Below are 1,012 nucleotides of genomic sequence, written 5' to 3' on the forward strand. Positions count from 1 at the left end.
ACAGGCCTATAAGTATTTGTTTTGTAGGCAAAAAACTATTTTTAATTTTTAACAAAATGTTCACGATCTCGCCCTGGCTTGTGTACATGATGAAATTATAGAGAAAATCCTGGAAAAACCAGGAAAAAACACCGCTAAAAATTGCCATAATATGGCAATCGATCCTCTTGTATGCCATCAAACAGGCATTGCTATTATCACATATCTGTCATGGTGCTTATATGGTTGTTGAGTAAATATCCATCGGAAAAACCGGGGGATTACCTTATTTATATGAACCTGATTACCCATGATTAGCAGTCACCCCGAACTATACTGATCTTACGTACAGTTATCGAGGTGCGAGATCATGGCCAAAAGCAAAGTCCAATTCCAGAAAGGCTACAGCCTGTTTGAGTTTCTCAAAGACTATGGCTCCGAAGCTCAATGCGAAAAAGCGCTGTTCGCTTGGCGTTTTCCACATGGTTTCGTCTGTCCTGAGTGTGCCAACAAGACCTTCTGCCAGTTGAAATGCCGGCCACGCGTGCTGCAATGCAATCACTGCCGCCATCAGCTTTCACTGACCGGCAATACGATTTTCGCCAATACCAAACTGCCCCTGACCAAGTGGTTTCTGGCGATGCACCTGCTGTCACAGACCAAAACAGGCTTGTCAGCGATGGAGCTGCATATTCCGGTCGAAAATGAACACCTATTCCGGTTTAAAATGAACGCTGATTCCGGCTTGCGTGTACACCGATTCCGGACACCTCAGTGCACGTACTCTGATGTCAGATGAACCGTCCTGTTCCAACGTCTTGGATCCACAACTGCCGCGCTGCGCTTGGCTGCTGGCTTGTTCAGTGAGTCGAAAAGATGCCTCCCCTCAAAGCTCAGCTTCTGCTCGAAGAATCCCTGTCCGCATACTTTCCGGAAATGGTGTTCACAGATTCCGGAATCCGACATTCCGCACCTGATTTAGGAATAAATTTGCCGATAGCGCTCACCCAATACCTCCAAAATGATCTGCTGG

The 1,012-nt window shown here is 46.2% G+C and carries 1 pseudogene; it reads left to right on the forward strand.

Annotated elements, in window-relative coordinates:
- Positions 1-349 precede the first annotated feature (349 nt).
- Positions 350-667 (forward strand): annotated as a pseudogene (locus PG896_RS21000) (transposase); the annotation flags it as partial.
- Positions 668-1,012 lie beyond the last annotated feature (345 nt).

Origin of the sequence: Aeromonas sp. QDB30, from assembly GCF_027707645.1 — a bacterium.
Taxonomy (GTDB): domain Bacteria; phylum Pseudomonadota; class Gammaproteobacteria; order Enterobacterales; family Aeromonadaceae; genus Aeromonas; species Aeromonas caviae.